This window comes from Paraburkholderia strydomiana (genome assembly GCF_031456815.1).
GTDB classification, from domain to species: Bacteria; Pseudomonadota; Gammaproteobacteria; order Burkholderiales; family Burkholderiaceae; genus Paraburkholderia; species Paraburkholderia caledonica.
Window position 1 is genome coordinate 14,930 of the sequence record NZ_JAVDVL010000007.1, and the last position, 21,495, is coordinate 36,424.

At 62.6% G+C, this 21,495-nt stretch carries 19 protein-coding genes; 3 read left to right on the top strand and 16 right to left on the bottom strand.

Annotation, left to right across the window (positions count from 1 at the left end):
* Positions 1 to 109: 109 nt before the first annotated feature.
* Positions 110 to 925, top strand: coding sequence for a posphoenolpyruvate synthetase regulatory kinase/phosphorylase PpsR (gene ppsR / locus J2W46_RS19590; RefSeq protein ID WP_020065643.1), 816 nt, complete (start codon positions 110 to 112; stop codon positions 923 to 925).
* Here ppsR and J2W46_RS19595 read toward each other — a convergent pair.
* The 16 genes from J2W46_RS19595 to rpsB form a co-directional block, all read right to left on the bottom strand.
* A complete protein-coding gene (locus J2W46_RS19595; protein WP_310355599.1) occupies positions 919 to 1,746 on the bottom strand; it encodes a TrmH family RNA methyltransferase in 828 nt (275 codons plus the stop codon). The genes ppsR and J2W46_RS19595 overlap by 7 nt on opposite strands.
* Positions 1,747 to 1,857: 111 nt before the next feature.
* A complete protein-coding gene (rnhB, locus tag J2W46_RS19600) occupies positions 1,858 to 2,667 on the bottom strand; it encodes a ribonuclease HII (protein WP_310355601.1) in 810 nt (269 codons plus the stop codon).
* Complete coding sequence (lpxB, locus tag J2W46_RS19605) at positions 2,664 to 3,833, bottom strand: lipid-A-disaccharide synthase (protein ID WP_027804252.1); 1,170 nt, start codon at positions 3,831 to 3,833, stop codon at positions 2,664 to 2,666. The genes rnhB and lpxB overlap by 4 nt, the downstream gene beginning before the upstream one ends.
* 3 nt (positions 3,834 to 3,836) lie before the next feature.
* Positions 3,837 to 4,625, bottom strand: a complete 789-nt coding sequence (gene lpxA / locus J2W46_RS19610) for an acyl-ACP--UDP-N-acetylglucosamine O-acyltransferase (protein ID WP_027804251.1) — start codon at positions 4,623 to 4,625, stop codon at positions 3,837 to 3,839.
* A gap of 88 nt (positions 4,626 to 4,713) precedes the next feature.
* On the bottom strand, positions 4,714 to 5,178 hold the full coding sequence (gene fabZ / locus J2W46_RS19615; RefSeq protein ID WP_204520592.1) for a 3-hydroxyacyl-ACP dehydratase FabZ: 465 nt from the start codon (positions 5,176 to 5,178) through the stop codon (positions 4,714 to 4,716).
* Between the two features lie 183 nt (positions 5,179 to 5,361).
* Positions 5,362 to 6,498, bottom strand: a complete 1,137-nt coding sequence (lpxD, locus tag J2W46_RS19620; RefSeq protein ID WP_204520591.1) for a UDP-3-O-(3-hydroxymyristoyl)glucosamine N-acyltransferase — start codon at positions 6,496 to 6,498, stop codon at positions 5,362 to 5,364.
* A gap of 220 nt (positions 6,499 to 6,718) precedes the next feature.
* Entirely contained in the window at positions 6,719 to 7,240 is a 522-nt protein-coding gene (locus tag J2W46_RS19625) for an OmpH family outer membrane protein (RefSeq protein ID WP_027799514.1), read from the bottom strand.
* A gap of 47 nt (positions 7,241 to 7,287) precedes the next feature.
* Positions 7,288 to 9,600, bottom strand: a complete 2,313-nt coding sequence (bamA, locus tag J2W46_RS19630; protein WP_027804250.1) for an outer membrane protein assembly factor BamA — start codon at positions 9,598 to 9,600, stop codon at positions 7,288 to 7,290.
* A gap of 67 nt (positions 9,601 to 9,667) precedes the next feature.
* Positions 9,668 to 11,083: an RIP metalloprotease RseP gene (rseP, locus tag J2W46_RS19635; RefSeq protein WP_310355605.1), complete on the bottom strand. Its 1,416-nt coding sequence runs from the start codon at positions 11,081 to 11,083 to the stop codon at positions 9,668 to 9,670.
* A 7-nt stretch (positions 11,084 to 11,090) separates the two neighbouring features.
* Positions 11,091 to 12,296: a 1-deoxy-D-xylulose-5-phosphate reductoisomerase gene (locus J2W46_RS19640; RefSeq protein WP_020065632.1), complete on the bottom strand. Its 1,206-nt coding sequence runs from the start codon at positions 12,294 to 12,296 to the stop codon at positions 11,091 to 11,093.
* 10 nt (positions 12,297 to 12,306) lie between these two features.
* Complete coding sequence (locus tag J2W46_RS19645; RefSeq protein ID WP_310355606.1) at positions 12,307 to 13,128, bottom strand: phosphatidate cytidylyltransferase; 822 nt, start codon at positions 13,126 to 13,128, stop codon at positions 12,307 to 12,309.
* Positions 13,122 to 13,904 (bottom strand): polyprenyl diphosphate synthase, encoded by a 783-nt coding sequence (uppS, locus tag J2W46_RS19650; RefSeq protein ID WP_027775327.1) that lies wholly within the window; start codon positions 13,902 to 13,904, stop codon positions 13,122 to 13,124. Before uppS ends, J2W46_RS19645 begins: the two co-directional genes overlap by 7 nt.
* A gap of 153 nt (positions 13,905 to 14,057) precedes the next feature.
* A complete protein-coding gene (frr, locus tag J2W46_RS19655; protein WP_027775328.1) occupies positions 14,058 to 14,618 on the bottom strand; it encodes a ribosome recycling factor in 561 nt (186 codons plus the stop codon).
* Between the two features lie 99 nt (positions 14,619 to 14,717).
* A complete protein-coding gene (gene pyrH, locus J2W46_RS19660) occupies positions 14,718 to 15,431 on the bottom strand; it encodes a UMP kinase (protein ID WP_006048674.1) in 714 nt (237 codons plus the stop codon).
* A 221-nt stretch (positions 15,432 to 15,652) separates the two neighbouring features.
* Positions 15,653 to 16,534, bottom strand: coding sequence for a translation elongation factor Ts (gene tsf, locus J2W46_RS19665; protein WP_204520589.1), 882 nt, complete (start codon positions 16,532 to 16,534; stop codon positions 15,653 to 15,655).
* A gap of 202 nt (positions 16,535 to 16,736) precedes the next feature.
* Positions 16,737 to 17,489, bottom strand: coding sequence for a 30S ribosomal protein S2 (gene rpsB / locus J2W46_RS19670; protein WP_006048672.1), 753 nt, complete (start codon positions 17,487 to 17,489; stop codon positions 16,737 to 16,739).
* Positions 17,490 to 17,958: 469 nt separating this feature from the next.
* On the opposite strand from rpsB, the gene map reads away from it, so the two are divergent.
* Positions 17,959 to 18,768 carry a type I methionyl aminopeptidase gene (map, locus tag J2W46_RS19675; RefSeq protein ID WP_020065627.1) on the top strand — a complete coding sequence of 270 codons (810 nt, stop codon included), beginning with the start codon at positions 17,959 to 17,961 and terminating at the stop codon, positions 18,766 to 18,768.
* Between the two features lie 30 nt (positions 18,769 to 18,798).
* Positions 18,799 to 21,378: a [protein-PII] uridylyltransferase gene (locus J2W46_RS19680; protein ID WP_027804249.1), complete on the top strand. Its 2,580-nt coding sequence runs from the start codon at positions 18,799 to 18,801 to the stop codon at positions 21,376 to 21,378.
* Positions 21,379 to 21,495: the final 117 nt, after the last annotated feature.

Sequence of the window (21,495 nt, forward strand, 5' to 3'; positions counted from 1 at the left end):
CGGCGCGTTGTTTGACGCCGCTGCTTTGCGGTCAGCCACCGCGCAGCGAAATCAACGCAGCGATGTTCCATTCGAGCGCTTTTTGCCGCTCACGTTCCCTGCCCCACTGATGCCGCCCACCGTATTCATCGTCTCCGACGGTACCGGGATCACTGCCGAAACCTTCGCGCATTCGATCCTCTCCCAGTTCGACCAGAAATTCCGCCTGGTTCGCGTGCCTTTCGTCGACTCGACGGAAAAAGCCTACGCCACGCTCGAAAAGATCAACGAAGCGATCCAGCAGGACGGCCGCCGTCCGATCGTGTTCACGACGCTCGTAGACAGCGCCTCGAATCAGATCGTCAAGGGCTCGAATGCGCTCGTGCTGGACATGTTCCAGACGTTCGTCGAGCCGCTGGAACAGGAACTGGAACTGAAGTCGAGCCACGCGATGGGGCGCGGTCACCAAAACGCGGACACCGAGGAATACAAGAACCGGATCGAGGCGATCAACTTCTCGCTTGCGCACGACGACGGCCAGTCGAACCGCAATCTCGCCGATGCGGACGTGATACTGGTTGGCGTGTCGCGCAGCGGAAAAACGCCGACGAGCCTGTATCTGGCCATGCAGTACGGCGTCAAAGCGGCCAACTATCCGCTGATTCCGGAAGATTTCGAGCGAGGCAAACTGCCTACGCCGTTATTGGCGCATCGGCAGAAAATGTTTGGGTTGTCGATCGATCCCCAGCGGTTATCCGAGATCCGTAACGAGCGCCGGCCGGGCAGCAAGTACGCCGCGCCGGAGAACTGCCGTTACGAGATCAACGAAGCCGAAACGATGATGCGTCGCGAAGGGATCAAGTGGCTGTCGTCGACGCACAAGTCGATCGAAGAGATTGCGACCACGATCCTGCAGGAGATCAAGCTGGATCGTCCGTCTTATTGAGCGGGGAAACGCGAAGACGAACGCGCGTCGCCGTGCATGTTCGCGGCGCGCTGTTGTCTGCATTGCTCGAACACGCATACAGCGGCCGCGGCCGCGACGTTGAGCGACTCCATGCCGCCCGGCTGGGGAATCGTCACCCGCAATGAGACGGCCTCACGCCAGATTTGCGATACGCCGGCCCCCTCGTTGCCGAACACCCACGCAAGTTGTCCGCTCAGGTCACAGTCGTAGATCGCCGCTGCGCCATGCGAGTCGGTGATCACGACAGGCACCGCGAGGCGATCGATCAACGTCTGCGCTTCGACGTCTTCGTAGATCCGCAGCAGGAAGTGTGCGCCCATGCCGGAGCGCAACACCTTGGATGACCACGCGTAGGCGGTGCCCGGTGCGCAGAACACGTGCTGGATACCCGCCGCGGCTGCGCTGCGCAAGATCGAGCCGACGTTGCCTGCGTCCTGCACGCCGTCGAGCACGACGCATGTCTGCGCGACCTTCTCCGGCAGCGGCATGGCCAGCTTTTCCACGAGCAGCAGAATCCCGACGCCGTGCACGACATTCGACAACTGTCCGAAAAGCGCATCCGGCAACGTGACGATGCGCTGTTCGTCGATGCGAGAAACGATCGCCTGAGCTTCGTCGTGACGCAGTGCGCCGTCGGTGACGACGCACATTTCCGGCTGCCCGGCTACATCGAGATAAGCGCTCGCGAGATGGAAACCTTCCAGCAGCGCATGGCCGCTGCGGCGCTGTTGATGCGTCGAACCGGCGAGCGCCTTCAGGCGTTTATAGAGCGGATTGTCCCGCGAGGTGATGGCTTTCACAGGCAGCGAAGACGGTGAGGTAAGGAAAAAGGTTAGCGGGGGTAAAGGGTCATGCTGGATGCAATCACGCACCGGGTGTAGATCGGGCCGCCCGCCAAATCCGCGCGATATTCAAGCGCCGCTGTGTTCGCCGAACGCGTCGCGATCGAGCATTGCGTCGTCCAGCATGCCGCTCGCCAGCATATCCGGCACGACGATGACTTCGCCCGCGGGCAGTGGCACGCCAGTGCCGAATCGCAAGTGGGCCTCGCGCACGGGCGCGAACGAGCGCCGATGATGCTCGCAGGGACCGTGCTCCCGCAACGCCGCGAGGTGTTGCGGCGTGCCGTAGCCCGCATGCGCATTGAAGCCGTAAAGCGGATACGTCTGGTGTAGTTCCAGCAGCATCCGGTCGCGCGTGACCTTGGCAAGAATCGACGCCGCCGAAATGCATTTCACGAGCGCGTCGCCACCAATCACTGCTTCGCTACGCACGCTCAATGTGGGGCAGCGATTACCGTCGATCTTCACCAGCGTGGGCGTGACGGACAGCCCTTCCACCGCGCGCTTCATCGCCAGCATGGTTGCATGGAGGATGTTCAGCGAATCGATCTCTTCGACGGTTGCCGATGCAATGCAGTACGCGAGTGCGCGGTCGACGATCTTGTCGTACAGCTCGTCACGCTTTTTGGCGCTTAGCGCTTTGGAATCGTCGAGGCCGCGAATCATCGGCTTCGACGGATCGAAAATCACCGCCGCAGCCACGACCGGACCGGCCAGCGGTCCGCGCCCTGCTTCGTCGACGCCGCAAATAATGTCGTCGGGCGTCTCGAAGTTCAAGCCGACCTGCCGGCCGGCCGATCCCGCCGCGCCTGCGACGGCCGCGGTCTTGCGGCGAGGCGCGGGTGCGCTGGCGCGTCCGTCTGTGCGTCCGTTCTTCACGGCCGCGCCTTGCGTTTTTCGACAACGCTCGCGACGACTTCCGCCGCACGCTGCGCAGTGTTCTGCTTCAGCACGTGGTGCATCTCCGTGAAGATTTCCGTCAGCGTGCGCCGGTTGGCTTCATCGCGCAACTGTTTCAGCGTGGCTTCGGCCAGCGCCTGCGGCGTCGCGAAATGCTGGAGGATTTCCGGTACCACGAAGCGCCCCGCCAGAATGTTCGGCAAACCGACATACGGCAGATAGCCCTGCCGGCGCATGATCTGGCCGGTCAGCCAGGGCACCTTGTAGGAGATGACCATCGGCTTTTTCAGCAGCGCCGCCTCGAGCGTGACGGTGCCGCTTTTCACGAGGATCGCGTCGGCGGCCGTCATGGCGAGTTGGGACTGGCCGTCGGTAATGGTCAGCGCGAGGCCGGGGTGCGAGTCGACCAGCGGGCGCAGCATTTCTCGCAACGCGGGCGTCGCCGCCGGCATCACGAAGCGAAGACCGGGCTCCTGATGCTGCATCATTTCCATCGCCGCGAAGAACGTCGGCCCGATCAGGTCGATCTCCGAGCGGCGGCTACCCGGCAGCACCGCGATGACAGGACCGCTTTCCGCGAGACCGAGCGTCCGGCGCGCGCCCAGCGTGTCAGGTTCGAGCGGAATTTCGTCGGCAAGCGGATGACCCACGTACGAAGCCGCGACGCCCGCTTTTTCAAGCAGCGCCGTTTCGAACGGGAACACGCACAGCATATGGTCGACGGCCTTCGCGATCTTTTTGATGCGCCCGCCGCGCCACGCCCAGATTGACGGGCACACGAAGTGAATCGTCGGAATGCCCGCTTCGCGCAGCGGATGTTCGAGCCCGAAGTTGAAGTCGGGCGCATCGACGCCTACGAACACCGCGGGCGGCTCGGCCAGCAGTTGACGCTTCAGGTCGTTGCGAACACGCAGGATTTCGGGAATGTGCCGCAGCGCTTCGACATAGCCGCGCACGGACAGCTTTTCCATTGGCCAGTGCGCGTCGAAACCCGTGGCAATCATGCGCGGGCCGCCGATTCCGTAATAGTGCGTGGCGGCAGGCAGGCGGCTCGCGAGGCCGTTCAGTAGCGACGACGCCAGCAGGTCGCCGGACGGCTCGCCGGCCACCATCGCGATGCGTAGCGGACTGGGTTGCAATGCCATCGCTTAGCGGATGATGCCGCGCTGCGACGCTTCGACAAATGCCAGCAGCGTTCGCACCGGCTCGTCGCCGTCGCCGCCGGCCGACGCCAGTTCACGCAGCTGCACTTTCGCTTCTTCGAGCGACAGACTGTTCTTGTACAGCAGTCGATACGCGGAGCGCAGCGCCGAAATCGCGTCCGGCGAGAAACCGCGGCGGCGCAGACCTTCGACGTTGATGCCGTGCGGCTCGGCCTTGTTGCCGGCCGCGATCACGAACGGCGGAATGTCCTGCACGAGCGCGGAGGCGCCGCCCAACATGGAATGAGCGCCGATGCGCACGAACTGATGCACGCCCGACATGCCCCCGACGATCGCATGGTCGCCGATCGTCACGTGGCCCGCCATCTGTGCGTTGCTCGAAAGAATTACGTTGTTGCCGACGTGGCAGTCGTGCCCGATGTGCACGTACGCCATGATCCAGTTGTCGTCGCCGAGCGTGGTCACGCCCGCGTCCTGCACCGTGCCGGTGTGGATCGTGGTGAACTCGCGGATCGTGTTGCGGTTGCCGATTTCGAGCCGGGTAGGCTCGTCTTTGTACTTCATGTCCTGCGGGCGGCCGCCGACCGATGCATAGTGGCCGATCCGGTTGTCTTCGCCGATCGTGGTGTGGCCTTCGATCACGCTATGCGAACCGACGGTGGTCCGGGCGCCGATCGTCACGTGGGCGCCGATCACCGCATACGGTCCGACTTCGACGGATTCGTCGAGTTGAGCGCCCGGTTCGACGATCGCAGTGGGATGAATCCTGCTCATGCGTCCTCGCTTCTGATTCTGTTGCGTTGTCTGGATGGGCTGGGTCCAGCCGGCAGCGTCATGAGGCGCCGGCTGCCCGAACATTGACTCAGGCGTCCTTGTCCGTGTGACGCACAGCGCACATCAGGTCTGCTTCCGCCGCCACCGAGCCGTCCACTTCGGCACGCGCCTTGAACTTCCAGATGCCGCGCATATGCCGCTCGAACGTGCAGTTCAGGATGAGCTGATCGCCGGGCTCCACGACGCGCTTGAAGCGCGCGTTGTCGATACCGACGAACAGGTACAGCGTGTTCGACGGGTCGCTCGGCTCTTCCGAGAACGTGAGGAGCGCTGCCGTTTGCGCGAGCGCTTCGAGGATCAGCACGCCAGGCATGACGGGACGCGTAGGAAAGTGCCCCTGGAAATACGGCTCATTGATCGACACGTTCTTCAACGCTTTGATGCTCTTGTGCGGCTCGAGTTCGAGCACCCGGTCGACCAGCAGGATCGGGTAACGATGTGGCAGCAGCGTGAGAATCTTATGAATGTCGAGATTGATTTTTTCGGTGCTCATGGTGTTTCTGCTCACGCATTGACTGCGCGATGATGACTGCGGATGCTGGTGCAGGTGGGTTGGTAACGCGTGCTGCCGGCGCTCGCCGTGACCTGATTGCCGTGCCACCGGGTCACGGCAACCGTCTTCGCTTCCTGATATTCGCCCGCCATTTTACGCGGTACTGGCGGGCCGCCCAGAAATCTAGCTTTTGTCGCTCTGTGAAATGCCCGTCGCGCCCGATGCCAAAGGTGCTGGCGTGTTGGCCGGCTTCGCGTCCGGCCGGTCAGCCGAGGCAGTTTCCAGCGCCTTGATACGGTCGCGGAGCTTGTCGATATTGCGCAGCAAAGCTGCGCTTTTGTTCCAGTCAGCGTGGTTCACGGCCGGGAATGCGCTCGTGTACATGCCGGGCTTGAGCAGTGACTTCGACACGCCGGACTTCGCGGTGACGATCACGTAATCGGCGAGCGTCACGTGCCCGGCAATCCCGACCGCACCGCCGATCATGCAATGACGGCCGATGGTGGTGCTGCCCGCGATACCCGCACAACCGGCGATTACCGTGTAAGCGCCGACCTTGCAGTTGTGGCCGATCTGCACGAGGTTGTCGATCTTCACGCACTCTTCAATGATCGTATCGGCCATTGCGCCACGATCGATCGTGGTGTTCGCGCCGATTTCGACATCCGCTGCAATCGATACGCCGCCAACTTGCGGAATTTTCACCCAGCTACCGGTACGCGCTTCGCCTTCGCCGACGAAATCCGGCGCGAATCCGAAACCGTCGGAGCCGATCACCGCGCCCGCGTGCACGATCACGCGCTCGGCGAGCTTGCAGCCGTGATAGACGGCCACATTAGGATACAGATGCGAGCCGGCGCCGATGCGCGTGCCGCGGCCTATGACGACATTCGCGTCGAGCCGCACGTTTTCGCCGATGACAGCGCCGGCTTCGACCGTAACGTGCGGTCCGATCACCGCGCTCGCAGCGATCTGCGCAGACGGGTCGATCGTCGCGCTCGGATGAATGCCGGGCGCGACCTTTGGCGTGGCGAGGTCGATGAAGGTTTGCGCGACGCGCGCGAAATAAGCGTACGGATTCGGCGTGACGATGAAGTTACGGGCGCTGCGGGACGTGAGCTTCGCCAGGTCGTCGGCATTGATCAACACGGCGCCAGCCTGGGTCGTTTCCACTTGCGACAGGTACTTGGGGTTCGCGAGGAACGCCAGCTGGTCCGGACCTGCCTGGTCGAGCGGCGCGAGGCTGCCGACGCGCTGCGAACCGTCTCCTACTACTTCACCGCCGAACCGTTGGACGATGTCCTCGAGCGTAAATGCCATGCCTGTCCTGTCTCCTGCTGTTCAGTGCGTCTTGTCAGAGTCGCCGGTGAGAGCCCCGCCCCGGCTCGCCTTCCGCAGTTCAAGCGCGGCGGCGTACTTCGGTTCGCGTAAAGCTGATCTGCAGCTCACCAGACGGCGCGCGTCGTGCGCGGCGTTTGCATTCAACGCCGTGGCCAAGGCCGCCCTTCAACCGCTGCTTGCAACGCTCCTGCGTGTGCTCTTAGTTGCCCGAGGCCGCGAGAGCCTTGAGCACCTGATCCGTGATGTCGATGCGCGGGCTCACATACACCGCTTCCTGAACGATCAGGTCGTAATGCTGCGCCTCGGCGATCTGCTTGATCACCTTGTTCGCGCGATCCAGCACCGCCGCCAGTTCTTCATTGCGGCGCTGGTTCAGGTCCTCGCGAAACTCGCGTTGCTTGCGCTGAAAGTCCGTGTCGAGTTGTGACAGATCGCGCTGCTTTTGCGCGCGATCCGCCGACGACATCGACGCACCGCTCTTGTCGAGCGAATCGGACATCGACTTCAGCTTCTGGGCCATGTCCGCGAGGTCCTTGTCGCGCTTCGCGAACTCGGCCTCGAGCTTGACCTGGGCCGCCTTTGCCGCAGCCGATTCCCGCAGAATCCGGTCCGAATTCACCGCGGCAATCCTGGCTTCCTGCGCGTGCGCTACTCCGACGCCCAGCGTCATTGCCAGCGCCAGTGCGCAAGCCACACGTTTCGAAAACATACCGGTTAGCAAAGTGATCCTCTCGATACTGTTGTTTGGCGAGCTGTCCGCAACGCGGATCAGAACGCCGTTCCGATCTGGAACTGGAACTTCTGATACTGGTCGCCCGTATGCTTGGTCAGCGGGAAGCCCAAGCTCAGCTTGAGCGGTCCGATCGGCGAAATCCACGCGAGACCGACACCGTAGCCGTAACGCAGACCGTTAGCGCCATTCGACGTGGCGGCGCTGCTCGCGTCCGCCCACACGTTACCCGCATCGAGGAACGTGAATACGCGCAGGGTTCGATCATAGCCGGTGCCCGGCAACGGGAACGTCAACTCGATATTGCCGACGAGCAGCTTCGAGCCGCCGATCGGGTCGCCCGTGGTGGCGTCGCGAGGACCAAGCGAACTCGGCTCGTAGCCGCGGACCGAACCGATACCGCCCGCGTAGTAGTTCTTGAAAATCGGGTACGGCTTGCCGCCCATGCCTTTGCCGTAGCCGCCCTGGAAGTTGAAACCCAGCACGAAGCCACGCGAGAACGAGTAATAGTACTGCGCGTTGATGTCGGCCTTGTAATACTGGGTGCCGCCGATCGGCGTGCCGTATTCGGCGTTTGCCTGCGTGAAGTAACCGCGGCTCGGTACCAGCGCGCTATCTCGCGCATCGCGCGACCAGCCGACAGTAAGCGGCACGTTGTTCGACACGCGGCCGAAGTCCTGAACGTATTGCTTATACGACGCAGGCGTGTTTGCGTCGACGTCCAGCTGGTTCTGCTCGAGACCCGCGCCAAAGTACACCGTATCCACTTCGGAGAACGGAATACCGAACTTCAGGTCGCCACCAATCGTAACGATCTTGAAGCTCGAGTCGGTCGAGTAATACAGCGGCTGATACGTACGGTAATAGACGTCCGTAATACGCTTGATGCCGTCGACCGTGAAGTACGGATCGACCTGCGTAACCGTCAACGTCCGGTAGGTCTTCGCGGTATTGACGTTCACCGCGAGGCTCGTGCCCGAGCCGAACACGTTGTCTTGCGAGACGCCGGCCGACAGCACCACCTTGTCGGTCGACGAAAAGCCCGCGCCCAGCGTGATCGCACCCGTCGGCTTTTCAGCGACCTTCACGTCCACGTCGACCTGGTCGGGCGTGCCTTCCACAGGAATGGTGGTCACGTCGACGTCGGTGAAATAGCCAAGACGGTTGATTCGGTCTTTCGACAGTGCGAGGCGGTTGGAGTCGAACCACGAGCTTTCGAGCTGACGCATTTCGCGGCGCACCACTTCGTCGCGCGTGCGTGTATTGCCGACCACATTGATACGGCGCACATAGACGCGGCGGCTCGGGTCCACCTGCAACGTCAGGTCGACCTTGTGGTTCGACTGGTCGATCTGCGGCTGCGCGTTGACGGTCGCGAACGCGTAACCATATTCGCCCAGTTTGTCGACGATCGACTTCGTGGTGGCCTGCAGCTTTTCGGCCGAAAAGCGATCGCCCGGTTTGATCTTGATGAGCTTGGCGAGCTCCGGCTCGCGGTCGAGCAGATTGCCGGCCAGCTTGATGCTCGAGATCGTGTACGGCTCGCCTTCATGCAGCGTGACCGTCAGATACATGTCCTTCTTGTCCGGCGTGATCGACACCTGTGTCGACTCGATATTGAACTCGAGGTAGCCACGGTTCAGGTAATACGAGCGGACATTTTCGAGGTCGCCGGTGAGCTTGTCTTTCGCGTACAGGTCGTTCTTCGTGTACCACGAGAACCAGTTCGGCGTGGACAGCTGCATTTCGTCGCGCAGCGTGCCCGTGCTGAACGCCTTGTTGCCGATGAAGTTTATCTGGCGGATCTTGGCGCTCGGCCCTTCGGCCACCGAGAACAGCACCGAGACGCGATTGCGGTCGATCGGCGTGATCGTGGTCGTGACCTCGGCTGCATAGTAGCCGCGCGTCAGGTACTGACGCTTCAGTTCCTGTTCGGCCTTGTCGACGAGTGCCTTGTCGTAGTAACGGCCTTGCGACAAACCAACGGCGCGCAGCGCCTTGGTCAGGTTTTCCTTGTCGAACTCGTGAATGCCCGCGAAGTCGATCGTGCCAATGGCCGGACGCTCCAGCACCTGCACGATGACCACATTGCCTTCGGTCGCGATCTTGACGTCGTTGAAGAAGCCCGTTGCGTACAGTGCGCGAATGGCTTCCGATGCCTTGTCGTCGCTGAACGTGTCGCCCTGCTTGATAGGCAGATAGGCGAACACGGTACCAGGTTCGACGCGTTGCAATCCCTCGATCCGGATGTCTTGCACCACGAAGGGCGTGGTTGCGTGGGCGACCAGCCCATGCGCGGCGAATGCCGCGGTTATAACCGTCTTCGGAACAAAGCGATGAGGTTTAAACAACGTGCTTCCCCAGTGTGTATAGCTGCATCAGGTCGGACGGTCGCCATTGTTAGCGCCGCCGGACACTTTAAAAGTGGATTAAACGAGCGAGATCGTTGAACAGTGCAATCGCCGACAAAGCGACGATGCAGGCGAGACCCGCCCTCTGAAAAACGAGTTGCCAGCGATCGGAGACAACTTTACCGGTCACAGCTTCAACCAAATAATATAACAGATGACCCCCGTCCAATACCGGAATTGGTAGCAGGTTCAGTACGCCGAGGCTAATACTGACGAGGGCCAGGAACGACAGAAATGCAGAAGGACCGAGACGTGCACTCTTTCCCGCGTAATCGGCGATCGTCACCGGACCCGAAAGATTTTTCAGCGAAGCGTCGCCGACGATCATGCGGCCGAACATCCGCACCGAATAAACCGCCAGGTCCCACGTACGGCGCGCGCCCAGTCGAAGGCTTTCGAAAGGTCCATAGCGCACATTGATCGACGGCACCTGGGTCGCGAGTTCCGCGCCGATGCGGCCGACCTGCTGTCCCGTTGCCGCGTCGCGCTGTGCCTGCGGAACAATGGTGATGTCTTCGAGCTTGCCCTGCGCTTGATCCTGCGCCTGGCCCTGCACTTTGCCGCCGGCCGCGCGCTCCACTTGCAGCGTCAAAGGTTTGCCGGCGTGCGATTTTACATACGCGATGAAGGCCGTGGCGTTGTCGGTTGCCATGCCGTTGATCGCGCGCAAACGGTCGCCCGGAACAAGCCCGGCTTTCTGCGCCGCGCTGCCCGGCTGCACACCCGCAACGGTCAACTTGCCGCCGCCGGGCTCGAAGCCGAGGCGCGACATGAAGTCGTCGTCTACGTCCTTTTCACCGACACCGCGCAGATCGAGTTGGAAGTCCGACGTGCCGCCCGGGCCTTTCGCGCTCAGCACGACGCGCTTGTGATCGAAAGCTGCGCCCAGCAACTTCCAGCGCAAGTCAGACCAGGACCGCACCGGCTCGGAGTCGGCAGCGTTCTCCGTGCGCACCGCTACCACCGTCTCGCCACCTTCGAACCCGGCGACGGCAGCCGCCGTGTTCGGCGCGGGCACGGCCAGAATGGCCGCAGGCTCTGTGACGCCGGTGGCGAACACGAGGCCGAACAGCACGATGGCGAGCAGAAAATTGGCGACCGGCCCGGCCGCCACGATCGCGATACGCCGCCACACCGACTGCCGGTTGAACGCATGCGGCAACGCTTCGGCAGGGATCGGCGCGCTGCCGGTCTCGCGCTCGTCGAGCATCTTCACATAGCCGCCGAGCGGCAGCGCGGCCACGGTCCATTCGGTGCCGCTCTTAGGACTGACCCACTGGAAGAGCGGCTTGCCGAAGCCGATCGAAAAGCGCAGCACCTTGACGCCGCACAGCCGCGCCACGCTGTAATGCCCATATTCGTGGACGACCACGAGCACGCCAATCGCAACCGCGAAGGCGAGCACTTCGATCAGCAGATTCATAAGCGCCTCACTGGACGGCGCGTTCCGTGCGGCGGGCGGCGTCAGGCAGACGCGCGATGAATTCGGCAGCGGCGCGACGCGCTGCGGCGTCTGCTTCGATCACGTCTTCGAGCGCGTGCGCGCTGCCGTTCGGCAACCCGTTGAGCACCGAGTCGACCACTTGCGCGATCGCCATGAAACCAATCTGGCGCGACAGGAACGCTTCAACAGCAATTTCGTTAGCGGCGTTGAGCGCCGCACTGGCGAGGCCGCCTTCGGCAAGTGCCTTCATCGCCAGAGCCAGACAGGGGAAACGCGCGTAGTCCGGTTTTTCGAACGACAGCGACGCGATTTCCGCGAGGTCCAGTTGCGCGACGCCCGAATCGACACGATCCGGAAACGCGAGCGCATGAGCGATGGGCGTGCGCATGTCCGGGTTGCCGAGTTGCGCGAGCACCGAGCCGTCGGCGTACGAAACCAGCGAATGGATCACGCTTTGCGGATGAATCAGCACGTCGATGCGCTCGCCCGGCAAGCCGAACAGCCAATGAGCCTCGATTACTTCAAGGCCCTTGTTCATCATCGTGGCGGAGTCGACCGAAATCTTGCGGCCCATCACCCAGTTAGGGTGCTTGCAGGCTTCTTCGGGCGTGACGCCCGCGAGTGTGGCCGGTTCGCGCGTACGGAACGGGCCGCCCGAGGCGGTCAGAATGATCTTGGACACGCCGCCATGCAGCGCGGCTTCGCGCGGCAAGCACTGGAAAATAGCGTTGTGTTCGCTGTCGACCGGCAGCAGAACCGCGCCGTTGTCGTGGACCGCGTCCATGAAGATCGCGCCCGACATGACCAGCGCTTCCTTGTTGGCAAGCAGAATCCGTTTGCCGGCGCGTGCGGCGGCGAGGCTCGGCGCGAGGCCTGCCGCGCCCACGATGGCCGCCACGACCGTGTCGCAGCCGCTCGCCTTCGAAACGTCGACGAGCGCCTGAGCGCCGTAAGTCACTTCGGTCTTGCAGCCCGCCTCGCGCAACTTGGCCGCGACGCGCGCTGCCGTGTCGGCGTCGCCGACCACCGCGACTTCCGGCCGGAAACGCAGGCATTGCTCGACGAGTTTGTCGCCGTTGCGGTGTGCAGTGAGCGCATAAACCGAAAAACGCTCCGGATGACGCGCGACGACGTCGAGCGTGCTGTCTCCAATCGAGCCCGTGGAACCGAGCAATGTCAGACGTTTTTGCATATCTCTTTCTCTAGCCGAGCAGCAGCATGGCAAGCGGCAGCACCGGCAACAATGCGTCGATGCGGTCGAGCACGCCACCGTGCCCCGGCAACAGGCCGCTCGAATCTTTCACGCCGGCCTGGCGCTTCATCATGGATTCAAAAAGGTCGCCTACCACGCTGAACACCACCAGCAGGGTCAGCGCAAGCAGCGCACGCGGGGCGCCCCAATGCGCCCACAAGCTGGAATACAGGGTCGGCTCGAACGCATGCAAAACGACCGCCGCCAGCGCGACAATCATGACGACGAGCCAGCCGCCGATCGCGCCCTCCCACGTCTTGCCCGGGCTGATGGCGGGCGCGAGCTTGTGCTTGCCGAACGCCTTCCCCGAGAAGTATGCGCCGATATCGGCGAGCCATACCAATAGCAGCAGCGACAGCACGAACGGCACACCCTGCATGCGCGCGGCGACGAGAGCATGCCAGCACGCGACGAATATCACAATCCCGGCAAGAAACAGGAAGTTACGCCACGCGCCCTGAGCGAGCGTCGGTTTGCGCAGCAGCACGAACGGGCCGGCGATCACCCAGAAAATGGCGGCCGCTTTGTAAAACGGCCGCGCATCGTCGACGCCGATGCCGAGACGCGTGCTGGCCACTAGCGCCACCGCCGCCACCAGCGCGTAAATGACGGGGCCCGCGCCGCCCAGCTTGAGCAGGCGCGCCCATTCCCACGCTGCAAACACGACGACGAACGCAATCAGCGCGCCGAACGCGCCGACCGGCGCGAACAACGTGACGGGCAGGAACACCGCCAGGAGGACGACCGCCGTGATGACACGGGTTTTTAGCATGGAAGCGAATCGACGTTTTGCGATTGCGGCTCGAGTTGAGCACTGGTGCGGCCGAAACGGCGCTCGCGCTCCGCATATGATGCGATTGCGTGTCCGAGGGCGTCGGCGTCGAAATCCGGCCAGAAGATGTCGGTGAAGTAGAACTCGGTGTAGGCGAGTTGCCACAGCAGGAAATTGCTGACGCGCCGCTCGCCGCCCGTGCGGATGAACAGATCGGGCTCGGGCGCATAGGCCATGGACAGATGTTCGGCGAACGATTCCTCGTTCACCTCGACCGCCTTACCCGCCAGCGCCGACTGCTCGGCGAGCTTGCGGGTGGCCTGCATGATGTCCCAGCGACCGCCGTAATTGGCTGCGATGGTCAGCGTGAGGCGCGTATTGCGCGCGGTCTTGGTCTCGGCGCGCTTGATCAGATCGCGGATGCGCGTATCGAAACGTTCGAGATCGCCGACCACCCGCAAACGGATGCCGTTCGCGTGCAGCTTGCCGATTTCGCGCTCGAGCGCGGTGACGAACAGGCGCATGAGGAACGACACTTCCTCGTTCGGCCGACGCCAGTTTTCGGAACTGAAGGCAAACAGCGTCAGATATTCGACGCCCTGACGGGCGCACGCCTCGACGGCTGCACGCACAGCGTCGACGCCGCGCGTATGACCGGCCACGCGCGGCAAGCGGCGCTGGGTGGCCCAACGGCCATTGCCGTCCATGATGATCGCGATGTGTCGCGGCACCGCGGCGACATCAGGCACGCGCACGGTTGAACTGGTGTAGGTCATGGCCGTCGGGACAATAACTGCAAATGAAGAAGTGCAAACCTTGAATTGGTGAATGCTCCCAGACCTGGCGCTGCATGACCGACATTTAGCGCCAGCCCCTGAAGGGGCAGGAAAACCCGTGCCGGCTCCGCGTCTGGACGGAGCCGAGCAGCATTACACCGTCATGATCTCTGCTTCTTTGGTCACGACGAGCTTGTCGATTTCAGCGACGAATTTGTCCGTCAGCTTCTGAATGTCGTCACCTGCACGGCGCTCGTCGTCTTCCGAAATTTCTTTATCTTTGACGAGCTTTTTCAGTTGCTCGTTAGCGTCGCGGCGCAGATTGCGGACAGCGATCTTGGCCGTTTCGGCTTCGCTCTTGACCACTTTCGTCAGTTCGCGGCGGCGTTCTTCGGTCAGCGCGGGCATCGGTACGCGGATCACGTCGCCCTGCGTAGCCGGGTTCAGACCCAGGTCCGACTCGCGGATCGCCTTTTCGACGACTTGAACCATCTTCTTTTCCCACGGCTGAACGCCGATCGTGCGTGCGTCGATCAGCGTCAGGTTCGCGACCTGAGAAATAGGCACCGGCGAGCCGTAGTAGTCGCACTGGATGTGATCGAGCAGGCCCGTGTGCGCACGACCCGTACGGATTTTCGACAGATCGTTCTTGAACGCGTCGATGGAACGCTGCATCTTTTGCTCAGCGCCCTTCCTGATATCAGCCACAGACATTTTTAAACCTCCGAACCTTCAAAACTGTGCGAGCCGGCCAGCACGCGCGATATGCGGCGGCCCGGGCCCGCGTCGAAGCCCACTTATGTGAACGAGAGTTTACACGTGGACGAGGGTGCCCTCGTCCTCGCCGAGCACGATACGCTTGAGCGCGCCCGGCTTGACGATCGAAAACACGCGGATCGGCAGCTTCTGGTCGCGGCACAGCGCGAACGCGGTCGCGTCCATGACCTGCAGATTGCGGCCGATTGCCTCATCGAAGCTGATCGTCGTGTAGCGCGTCGCGCTCGGATCTTTCTTCGGGTCGGCGGAGTAGACGCCGTCCACCTTGGTGGCTTTCAGCACGACTTCAGCGCCGATTTCCGAGCCGCGCAGCGCGGCGGCCGTGTCGGTCGTGAAGAACGGGTTGCCGGTTCCGGCCGCGAAAATCACGACTTTACCTTCTTCGAGCTGGCGAATCGCGCGCGGGCGGATATACGGCTCGACCACCTGGTCCATACGCAGCGCGGACTGCACACGCGCCTCGATGCCTGCATGCCGCATGGCGTCCTGCAGTGCCAGCGCGTTCATCATGGTGGCCAGCATGCCCATGTAGTCGGCCGTGGCGCGGTCCATACCGGCCGCGCCGCCTGCTACACCGCGAAAAATATTGCCGCCGCCGATCACCACGGCCAACTGCGTTCCAAGACGGACCACTTCGGCCACGTCCGCCACCATTCGTTCGATGGTCGCGCGATTGATGCCGAAGGCATCATCGCCCATCAGAGCTTCACCGGAGAGTTTGAGCAGAACGCGTTTGTAGGCAGTGGGCATAGGGGTATCCAGATCGCGCAGAACAGGGCAACAACAAGGGACTAATGTAGGGGTGAAATGCTGATTCGGGCAAGCGCCGCCAAATTGATCGACACATGAGGCTCGTCAATGGCGGCTGCACAGCGGGGGTCGACCCGCGCGCAGCCTTGCGGCGCTGCCGACCGCGGCACAGTCTTGCTCTGCCGCGGGTACAACGGTACTAGCTGAAGCTTAGGTGAAGCTTATTGTTGCTTTGCAGCAGCCACTTGAGCGGCGACTTCAGCAGCGAAGTCGTCCTGCTTCTTCTCAATGCCTTCGCCGACCACGAACAGCGCGAACTTCTGGACGCTCGCGTTGCCAGCCTTCAGCATCTGCTCGATCGTCTGCTTGTCGTTCTTAACAAACGTCTGGTTCAGCAGCGACACTTCCTTCAGGTACTTCTGCACGCTGCCGTCGACCATCTTGGCGACGATTTCAGCCGGCTTGCCCGATTCGGCGGCCTTCTGCTCAGCGATGCTGCGTTCCTTGGCGATCAGATCCGCCGGCACGTCGTCCGACGACAGCGAGACCGGCTTCATGGCGGCGATGTGCATAGCCACGTCCTTGCCGACCTGCTCGTCTGCACCCGTGTACTCGACCAGCACGCCGATGCGCGTGCCGTGCAGATACGCAGCCAGCTTGTTCGACGTCTCGAAACGCACGAAACGGCGGATCGACAGGTTTTCACCGATTTTGCCGACCAGCGCGAGACGCACTGCGTCGACGGTCTGGCCGTCGAGCGGCAGAGCCGCCAGCGCGGCGACGTCAGCCGGGTTTTGCGTTGCGACCAGCTCGGCGATCTTCTTCGAGAAAGCCAGGAAGTCGTCGTTCTTCGAGACGAAGTCGGTTTCGCAGTTCAGTTCGACCAACGAACCCGCATTGCCGCCAATGAACGAGGCGACCACGCCTTCAGCCGTGACGCGCGATGCAGCCTTGCTCGCCTTGTTGCCCAGCTTCACGCGCAGCAGCTCTTCAGCGCGCGCCATGTCGCCGTCGGCTTCCGTCAGCGCTTTCTTGCATTCCATCATCGGCGCGTCGGTCTTTGCGCGCAGTTCTGCAACCATGCTTGCGGTAATTGCCGCCATCATTTGCTCCTTGAGTTCGATCTGTCACACGCCGCCCGGACTTCGATACCGGCGGCAAGAATTCGTTTCAGCGTTATGCGCATTTTTTACGGATAACGCGTCGGACACAGCCCCAGCCGGAGACAGCGCCCCACTACGGCGTCGCGGCTTAAAAAAAGGGGGCCTGTAGAAAGCCCCCTTTTTTGCCGGACACAGGGCAGCTTTACGCTTCCGCGTTGACCTCGACGAACTCGTCGCCGTCGTCGCCGCGTGCAGCCTGCACCACTTCGTTGACCGCATTGGCGCGGCCTTCGAGGATCGCGTCAGCCACGCCAGCCGCGTACAGAGCGACGGCCTTGCTGGCGTCGTCGTTACCCGGGATCACGTAGTCGATGCCTTCCGGCGAGTGGTTCGTATCGACCACTGCGATGACCGGCACGCCGAGCTTGTTAGCTTCGGTAACAGCGATCTTGTGGTAGCCGACGTCGACCACGAAAATCGCGTCCGGAATGCCGCCCATGTCCTTCACGCCGCCAATCGACTTTTGCAGCTTGGCCATTTCGCGTTCGAACAGGAGCGCTTCCTTCTTGCTCATGCGTTCCGTTTCACCTGCTTCCAGCGCTGCTTCCATGTCCTTCAGGCGCTTGATCGACACCTTCAGCGTCTTGAAGTTGGTCAGCATGCCGCCGAGCCAGCGTGCGTTGACGTACGGCATACCCGCGCGCTGCGCTTCCTGAGCGATCGTGTCGCGCGATTGACGCTTCGTGCCGACGAACAGGATCGTGCCGCGGTTTGCTGCCAGCTGACGCGCGTACTTCAGCGCGTCGTTGTACATCGGCAGCGTCTTTTCGAGGTTGATGATGTGAATCTTGTTGCGATGACCGAAAATGAAGGGGGCCATCTTCGGGTTCCAGAAGCGCGTTTGGTGACCGAAGTGGACACCGGCTTCCAGCATTTGACGCATGGTAACTGCCATGAAAATCTCCGCGAGGGTTGGGTCTTAAGCCGGCTGCCGTATCCGCCGCGCTGCCAGGTCAAGTCTTGCCTGGCTACGCGCCGCGGACACCCTGGGTGCGCCGGCTTGCGAGTCTGCTGCCCGGTACAGCTTTTCCCATGGCTCGGGCAGCCAGCGCCACGGGAAGCGTCGCTCACATCTGCCTGACACTGCTGACTGCCCAGACGGGTAGCCAGCGGCGACAAGAGAAGGACCGACTTAGCCAAAGATTATAGCATGCGACTATCGGCCGACTCAACCTGCCCGGTTGCCCGTCTTTGCTGCCGCTGGTTGCACCCGGACGCTTCCCGCCGCTTCGCGCCCCACCGCGAGGCCATAAATGACGGGGCATCAATCCCGGCGCAAAAGCCGTCCGGCGACCGCCAAAACGCTGCGGCACCGGGAATATGGTGCGATAATCCCGGGATAAATCGCATTTCAGGCCCGACTCATGGCTATCACGCTAAAAAACGAACACGATATCGCGCAAATGCGCGTCGCCTGCAAACTGGCGAGCGAAGTGCTCGATTACATCACGCCGTTCGTCACCGCCGGCGTCACGACCGGCGAACTCGACCGCCTGTGTCACGAATACATGCTGAAGGAACAGGGCACGGTCCCCGCGCCGCTGAACTATCAGCCGCCCGGCTATCCGCCCTACCCCAAGGCCACCTGCATTTCTGTCAACGACGTGATCTGCCACGGCATTCCCGGCGACAAGACGCTCAAGAATGGCGACGCACTGAACATCGACATAACGGTGATCAAGAACGGCTATTTTGGCGATACGAGCCGGATGTTCATCGTGGGCGAGGGTTCGATTCTTGCCAAACGGCTCGTTCAGACCACTTTCGAATGCATGTGGCTCGGCATCGACCAGGTGCGCCCGGGCGCGCATCTGGGTGACATCGGCTACGCAATCCAGAAACACGCCGAGGCGCAAGGCTACAGCGTGGTACGCGAGTATTGCGGCCACGGCATCGGCACGGTGTTCCATGAAGATCCGCAGATTCTGCACTATGGCCGTCCCGGCACAGGGCTCGAACTGCAAGCCGGCATGATTTTCACGATCGAGCCGATGATCAACGCCGGCCGCCGCGACATCCGCACCATGCCCGACCAGTGGACGGTCAAGACCAAAGACCGCAGCCTCTCGGCACAATGGGAGCACACAGTGCTCGTGACGGAATCCGGCCACGACGTACTGACCGTTTCCGCCGGCACGCCCGCGCGCCCGCCGATGGTCGCCGCCACGGCCTGACCGATTTCGCTCCCCGACCTTCAGCCGCCCATGAGTAGTGTTCCAGCCGTCGCCCCGTCCCATGCCAAGTCGCTCAAGGCGGACTACAAAGTGGCCAAAGCCCAGTTGCTGGAACGCTTCAAGACCGCCACCAACGTGGAAGCGTTGATGGCGGCGCTTTCGCGCACCACCGACGACTCGCTGCGCGCCGCCTGGAACACCTGCGAACTGCCCTCGGATCTTGCGCTCCTCGCAGTGGGCGGTTATGGCCGTGGCGAACTGGCGCCGCACTCCGACATCGACATTCTGGTGCTGCTGCCCGATGCGCCGCTCGAACACCTCGAAGCGCGTATCGAGCGTTTCATCAGCCTGGCATGGGATCTGGGACTGGAACTCGGCAGCAGCGTACGCAGCGTTTCGCAGTGTCTCGAAGAAGCCGCCAACGACGTGACCGTGCGCACGTCGCTGCTGGAAGCGCGGCGCATTACGGGCAGCGCGGCGCTGTTCGACGACTTCGCAAAGCGTTATCGCGAGGCGCTCGACCCGAAAGCGTTTTTCCAGGCCAAAGTTCTGGAAATGCGCCAGCGCCACGCCAAGTTTCAGGACACGCCTTACGCGCTCGAGCCGAACATCAAGGAAAGCCCGGGTGGGCTGCGGGATCTGCAGCTGATTCTATGGATCACCCAGGCGGCCGGTTTCGGCAGCAGTTGGCGCGAACTCGAAGCGCGCGGTCTCATTACAGAGCGCGAAGCGCAGGAACTGCGGCGCAACGAAGGCTTCCTGAAGTCGCTGCGCGCCCGGTTGCACGTCACCGCCGGCCGTCGTCAGGACATTCTGGTGTTCGACCTGCAAACTGCGGTGGCAGAAAGTTTCGGCTACAAGCCCACCGCCACCAAGCGCGCAAGCGAACAGCTGATGCGCCGCTATTACTGGGCCGCCAAGGCGGTCACGCAGCTTGCCACCATCCTGATCCAGAACATCGAGGCGCAGCTTTTCCCGAGCACGAGCGGCATTACCCGCGTGCTGTCGGACCGCTTCGTCGAAAAACAGGGCATGCTCGAAATTGCGAGCGACGATGTGTTTCAGCGCGAGCCGAACGCGATCCTCGAAGCGTTCCTGCTGTACGAGCAGACGCCGGGTGTCAAAGGCCTGTCGGCGCGCACGCTGCGCGCCATCTACAACGCGCGCGAGGTCATGGACCAGCACTGGCGGCGTGATCCGGAAAACCGGCGCCTCTTCATGGACATCCTGAAGCAGCCGGCCGGCATCACGCACGCGTTGCGCCTGATGAACCAGACGAGCGTGCTCGGGCGCTATCTGCTCAACTTCCGGCGCATCGTCGGACAGATGCAGCACGACCTGTATCACGTCTACACGGTCGACCAGCACATTCTGATGGTGCTGCGCAATCTGCGGCGCTTCGCGGTCGCCGAACACGCGCATGAGTATCCGTTCTGCAGCCAGTTGATCGTCGGCTTCGACCGGCCATGGGTGCTGTACGTCGCGGCGCTGTTTCACGATATCGCCAAGGGCCGCGGCGGTGACCACTCCACGCTCGGTATGGCCGACGCGCGGCGTTTCTGCCGCAATCACGGCATCGAGGGCGAAGACGGCGACCTGGTGGTCTGGCTCGTGCAGCAGCACCTGACCATGAGCCAGGTCGCGCAGAAGCAGGACACGAGCGACCCGGAGGTCATCAAGCGTTTCGCCGAACTGGTCGGCAACGAACGCCGTTTGACCGCGCTGTATCTGCTGACCGTGGCCGACATCCGCGGGACCAGTCCAAAAGTCTGGAACACGTGGAAGGGCAAGCTGCTGGAAGACCTGTACCGCGCGACGCTCGCAGTGCTCGGCGGCGCCCGTCCGGACGCGCATTCGGAACTGGAGTCGCGTCAGGAAGAGGCGCTCGCGCTCCTGCGCCTCGAGACGGTGCCGGAAGGCGCGCAGAAAGCACTGTGGGACAAGCTCGACGTCGGCTACTTCCTACGCCACGACGCGGCGGACATCGCATGGCAAACGCGCGTGCTCTACCGCTACGTCGAGACGCCCACACCGATCGTTCGCGCCCGCCCCTCTCCGATCGGCGAAGCGCTTCAGGTGCTCGTGTATGTGAAGGACCAGCCGGATCTGTTCGCCGGCATTTGTGCGTATTTCGACCGCAACGGCCTGTCGGTGCTCGATGCCCGGGTCAGCACCACGCGTCACGGCTATGCGCTGGATAATTTCCTCGTCGCGCATACCGAAGAAGACGTGCATTATCGCGACATTGCCAATCTCGTCGAGCAGGAACTGACCGCGCGCCTAACCGGCGACGGCACCTGGCTCCCGGGGCCGTCGAAAGGCCGCTTGTCGCGGCTTTCGCGAACCTTCCCTGTTACACCGCGCGTCGATCTTCGGGCCGACGAGCGCGGCCAGTACTACATCCTGTCCGTGTCGGCGAACGACCGGCCAGGCCTTCTTTATTCGATCGCGCGCGTGCTGGCCGAACACCGGGTCGGCGTCGCGTCGGCGCGGATCAACACGCTCGGCGAACGCGTCGAGGACGTGTTTCTGCTGGACGGACACGGTCTGTCGGACAACCGCCTGCAAATTCAGGTCGAGACGGAACTGCTGCGCGCGATCGCAGTGTGAGATTTCATGCGAGACAAATTAACAGCCAAGCACCCGCGGCCGGCTTCGTCCGAACGCGCCCCTGTCCGTAGCGGCAGCACGTCGGCACGTAAGCCGACACGGCCGGCAGGACCTAAA

What these genes read in the sequence shown, in the direction of transcription:
- uppS (WP_027775327.1), bottom strand. Translation starts at nt 13,904, where the DNA reads ATGACCTACACCAGTTCAACCGTGCGCGTGCCTGATGTCGCCGCGGTG.
- pyrH (WP_006048674.1), bottom strand. Translation starts at nt 15,431, where the DNA reads ATGCCCACTGCCTACAAACGCGTTCTGCTCAAACTCTCCGGTGAAGCT.
- lpxA (WP_027804251.1), bottom strand. Translation starts at nt 4,625, where the DNA reads ATGAGCAGGATTCATCCCACTGCGATCGTCGAACCGGGCGCTCAACTC.
- map (WP_020065627.1), top strand. Translation starts at nt 17,959, where the DNA reads ATGGCTATCACGCTAAAAAACGAACACGATATCGCGCAAATGCGCGTC.
- J2W46_RS19640 (WP_020065632.1), bottom strand. Translation starts at nt 12,296, where the DNA reads ATGCAAAAACGTCTGACATTGCTCGGTTCCACGGGCTCGATTGGAGAC.
- rpsB (WP_006048672.1), bottom strand. Translation starts at nt 17,489, where the DNA reads ATGGCAGTTACCATGCGTCAAATGCTGGAAGCCGGTGTCCACTTCGGT.
- lpxB (WP_027804252.1), bottom strand. Translation starts at nt 3,833, where the DNA reads ATGGCATTGCAACCCAGTCCGCTACGCATCGCGATGGTGGCCGGCGAG.
- rseP (WP_310355605.1), bottom strand. Translation starts at nt 11,083, where the DNA reads ATGAATCTGCTGATCGAAGTGCTCGCCTTCGCGGTTGCGATTGGCGTG.
- J2W46_RS19680 (WP_027804249.1), top strand. Translation starts at nt 18,799, where the DNA reads ATGAGTAGTGTTCCAGCCGTCGCCCCGTCCCATGCCAAGTCGCTCAAG.
- J2W46_RS19645 (WP_310355606.1), bottom strand. Translation starts at nt 13,128, where the DNA reads ATGCTAAAAACCCGTGTCATCACGGCGGTCGTCCTCCTGGCGGTGTTC.
- fabZ (WP_204520592.1), bottom strand. Translation starts at nt 5,178, where the DNA reads ATGAGCACCGAAAAAATCAATCTCGACATTCATAAGATTCTCACGCTG.
- ppsR (WP_020065643.1), top strand. Translation starts at nt 110, where the DNA reads ATGCCGCCCACCGTATTCATCGTCTCCGACGGTACCGGGATCACTGCC.
- lpxD (WP_204520591.1), bottom strand. Translation starts at nt 6,498, where the DNA reads ATGGCATTTACGCTCGAGGACATCGTCCAACGGTTCGGCGGTGAAGTA.
- tsf (WP_204520589.1), bottom strand. Translation starts at nt 16,534, where the DNA reads ATGGCGGCAATTACCGCAAGCATGGTTGCAGAACTGCGCGCAAAGACC.
- frr (WP_027775328.1), bottom strand. Translation starts at nt 14,618, where the DNA reads ATGTCTGTGGCTGATATCAGGAAGGGCGCTGAGCAAAAGATGCAGCGT.